Raw genomic sequence first — 3,972 nt, forward strand, 5'->3', positions numbered from 1 at the left:
GGCCTGCCTCCCCGACGTACGGGAGGCGGGCCGAGGCCGTCGATGCCCGGGCGGACCGGTGCCGCGACCGGCCGCCGGTCAGTGCGCCGAGGGGGCCGCGGCCGAGGGCGACAGCGAGGCGCTCGGGGTGGCGGCGGCGGACGGCGCCGTCGACGGGGTGGGCACCGGGCAGCCGGGGGCGGTCGGGCGGGCCGTCGCGCCCGGTGTGGCCGGCGTGGTCGCGGAGGAGCTCGCCGACGGGCTCGCGGCCGCGGTCGGGGTGCCCGAGGGGGCGCCGGTGGGCGTACCCGTCGGGGTCGGGCAGCCGGTGGGCGTCTCCGTGGGCGTCGTGGTCGGCGTGGCGGACGGCGTCCCGGTGGGCGTGCCCGAGGGGGTGCCGGTGGGCGTCGTGGACGGGGTGCCGCCGGGGGTGCCCGTCGGGGTGGTGCTCGGCGTGCCGCTCGGGGTCGCGGAGGGGCTGGTGCCCCCGGACGGCGTGCTGCCCGGCGTCGTGGACGGGGTGGCGGACGGCTCGGCCGACGGCGAGGCGGACGCGGAGGGCGACGGCGACCCGGGCGGCGTCGCGCTCGGCGACGGGGCGCCGGTCGGAGTGCCGGTGGACGGCGTGGTGGCCGTTCCGGACGGCGTCGTGCCGGCCGGGCCGGTGGCCGTCGGGGCCGGCGTCACCGGGGCGACGGGCAGGAGCGGGGCCTGCGGCGCGAGCGGGGACAGCGGGGCCAGCGGGCTCGGGGTGCCCGGGCGGTCCGGCGTGGTCACCGGGCTGCCGTTGCCGAAGTGCGCCATCCAGTTGCGGACCGTGCGCAGGTACTCCGCGGAGTGGTTGTAGCTGAGCACCGCCCGGTCCAGCTGGGCCGCGTCGGTCAGGTCACGGCCGCCCGCGCAGAGGTAGCGGCCGGCCGCCTCGGCGGCGTCGAAGATGTTGTTCGGGTCGGCCTTGCCGTCGCCGTTGGCGTCCGCCCCCCAGCTCGCCCAGGTGGACGGGATGAACTGCATCGGGCCGACGGCACGGTCCCACTGGGTGTCACCGTCGTAGCGGCCGCCGTCGGTGTCGCCGATCGCCGCGAAGCCGGCGCCGTTGAGCACCGGGCCGAGGATCGGGCGGAAGGTCGTGCCGGCGGCGTCCACCGCGCCCCGGCCGGCCTGACCGGACTCGACCTCGCCGATCGCGGCGAGCAGCTGCCAGGGCAGGTGGCAGCCGGGCGAGCGCAGCGCGAGCGAGGCCTCGGCCTTGCGGTAGGCGGCGAAGACCGTCTCCGGCAGGGAGGCCCCGCTGCGCAGCGGGTCGGTGAAGGGCGAGCCGGGCGGCGTGAGCGGCGGCTGGGTCAGCGGCAGGGTGCCGCCGCCGTCGGCGGGGACGGTGCCGAGGGTGCCGGGCAGCACCGGGCTGCCGCTGGCGCCGGGACCGAAGGGGGAGAGCGGGGTGCCGTCCGGGCCGGTGCCCGGGGCGGGTGAGCTCCGGCCGGGCAGGTTGCCCGCCGGGCCGGCGGCGGCGACCGGGGTGAAGCCGAGGCCGGAGTGCGAACCGGTCAGCGCCGCGAGGGCGGTGAACACCGCGAGCATGCCGGTGACCCGCTTGCCCAGCCGCAGCCGGCGGCCGGCCGGCCGGGGCTCCCGCCGCTCGGGCCCGCCGGGCTTCCCCTTCGCCCCTGCGTCCTCGCCGATCGTGCTCACCATGCCGTGCCCCTCCCGTCACCGTCCGGTCCCCCGAGGAACGGACGGGCTGTCACCATCGTGCCTTCCGACGCGCGACAGGCCTCATTTCCGGAATGATTAGTATCACGACGATCCGACAGGACACCGGTGGATCCGGGCGGTACCGGGCGCCACCGTTCGATGAACGGACGGTGGACGGGTTCGACCGGACACGGTCAGGGAGGCCCGGGCCGGGGCCGGGTCACAGGTCGAGCACGGTCCCGTCCTCGGCGACGGCCGCGCCCGCCGCGGCCAGTGCGGGCGCCAGGGCGGCGGCCTCCGGGGAGTCCCGGTGGGCGAGCGGGTTGGTGTTGTTGAGGTGGGTGTAGAGGTAGCGCGGCCCGGGCCGGCGCGCCAGGTGCGGGAGCGAGTCGGCGACCGGGAGGTGACCCATGCCGCGCGAGGTGCGGGCGCCCCCGGTGTGCCGGGCGAGTTCGTCGTCGGTGGCGAAGGTGCCGTCCAGGATCACCACGTCGGCGTCCGCGACCGCCCGGTCGACGGCGGGCGTCCAGGCGGCCAGACCGGGGGCGTAGACCGCCCGGGCGCGGCCGTCCGGCCCGGTGAAGCGGTAGCCGGTCACCCAGTCGGTCCGTTCTCCCTCGGGCGGGACCGGGAGGTCCGCGGCGTACCGGGGGCGCTTGCCGCCGAGGGCCAGCGGTTCGGCGACCAGACCCCCGGCCAGCTCGACGGCGCGGCCGGGGACGACGGTGTGCCAGCGGGCCCCGGTGTACGGGGCGAGCAGCGGGCCCACCGGGAAGGCCCCGTGGAGCGCGGCCCGGACCGGGGCGCTGGCGTGCACGGACAGCCCGGCCGCCTCGCGCAGGGTCAGCAGTCCGAGGGTGTGGTCGAGTTCTCCGCTGGTGAGCAGGACGCCGTGCAGCGGGGTGGCGCGGCTGCCGGGCGCGGGCGCCAGCTCGGGCGCGGCGAGCAGTTGCGTGCGCAGGTCGGGGGAGGCGTTGACCAGGTACCAGGCGGAGCCGTCCCCGCTGATTGCCAGACAGTCCTGGCTGCGGACGGCTCCGGTGTGCCGGGCGGTGGCACAGCCCGCGCAGCCGCAGTTCCACTGGGGCAGGCCGCCGCCGGCGGCGGTGCCGAGGATCCGGATCCTCAGTTGGTGCTCCTCGGTCGGTGCTCCTCGGGCGGGGCGGTCAGCGGGGGTCGGCGGTCGCGGTGAACCGCCGCGGCACCGGTTCCGGGCCGGCCTGCGGGGCCGGTGCGCGGACGAGGTGGTGCTGCGGGGAGAACCGGCAGGCGGGGTCGGTGGCGGCCGGGTCACCGGTGAACTGGAAGGCCTGGCAGCGACAGCCGCCGAAGTCCTGCTCGCGCAGTTCGCAGCTGCGGCAGGGTTCGGGCATCCAGGCGGTGCCCCGGTAGCGGTTGAAGGCGGGTGAGTCGTGCCAGCTCGCGGCCAGGCCGTCGGTGACCGCGTTCGGGAGCGTCAGGCCCGGCAGCTGGGCGGCCGCGAGGCAGGGCAGCACGGCGCCGTCGGGCGCCACGACGAGCTGTTCGTTCCCCCAGCCGTTCATGCACGGTTTGGCGGTGCCGCCGTGGTGGTCGGCGGCGACGTGGGTGATCTCGATCCGGTCGCCGTGCCGCGCCCGGGCGGCGGCGACGTCGCGCTCCGCCCGGCCGACCTGGGCCTCGCTCGGCGCCAGATGGGCGCGGTTGACCCAGGCCCAGCCGTAGAACTGGGTGTGCGCGAGCTCGACCCGGTCGGCGCCCAGCGCGACGGCGAGGTCGGCGATCGCGCCGAGCCGGGCGACGTTGCCGCGGTGCAGCACGGCGTTGACGGTCAGCGGCAGCCCGGCGCCGGTGAGCAGCGCCGCCGCTTCGAGCTTGCGCTCGTGGCCGGTCGGGCCGCCCCGCCGGGCCAGTCCGGCGATGGTGTCGGCCCGCAGCGGGTCGGTGTCCTGGAAGGACAGCTGGACGTGGTCCAGGCCGGCGTCGGCGAGTTCGGCGGCGCGCGCGCCGTCCAGCGGCAGCCCGCTGGTGATCAGGTTGGTGTAGAGGCCCAGGCCGCGGGCGTGCGCGACGACGGCGGCCAGGTCGCGGCGGAGCAGCGGCTCGCCGCCGGTGAGGTGCACCTGGAGCACGCCCAGGCCGCGCGCCTGGTCGAGCACCCGGAGCCACTGGGCGGTGTCCAGCTCGTCGCGCTGCCGGGCGAGTTCCACCGGGTTCGCGCAGTAGACGCACTGCAGCGGGCAGCGGTGGGTGAGTTCGGCGACCAGGCCGAGCGGGGCGGGCGCCCGCCCTCCGGCCCGCCCGGCGCCGGCGGACTCC

At 78.0% G+C, this 3,972-nt stretch carries 3 protein-coding genes; all 3 read right to left on the minus strand.

Going from position 1 to position 3,972, the window contains the following annotated elements; all coding sequences use genetic code 11:
* Nucleotides 1-78 precede the first annotated feature (78 nt).
* Nucleotides 79-1,674, minus strand: a complete 1,596-nt coding sequence (locus ACFCX4_RS35135; RefSeq protein WP_376151354.1) for a lytic transglycosylase domain-containing protein — start codon at nt 1,672-1,674, stop codon at nt 79-81.
* 220 nt (nt 1,675-1,894) lie between these two features.
* Nucleotides 1,895-2,803, minus strand: coding sequence for a pyrroloquinoline quinone biosynthesis protein PqqB (gene pqqB / locus ACFCX4_RS35140; protein ID WP_376151358.1), 909 nt, complete (start codon nt 2,801-2,803; stop codon nt 1,895-1,897).
* A 37-nt stretch (nt 2,804-2,840) separates the two neighbouring features.
* Nucleotides 2,841-3,972, minus strand: a 1,132-nt coding sequence (gene pqqE, locus ACFCX4_RS35145; protein WP_376151356.1) for a pyrroloquinoline quinone biosynthesis protein PqqE, incomplete at its 5' end; no start/stop codon positions are given.

The organism is Kitasatospora sp. NPDC056327 (assembly GCF_042261735.1).
In the GTDB taxonomy this organism is placed as follows: Bacteria; Actinomycetota; Actinomycetes; order Streptomycetales; family Streptomycetaceae; genus Kitasatospora.

What these genes read in the sequence shown, in the direction of transcription:
- ACFCX4_RS35135 (WP_376151354.1), bottom strand. Translation starts at nt 1,674, where the DNA reads ATGGTGAGCACGATCGGCGAGGACGCAGGGGCGAAGGGGAAGCCCGGC.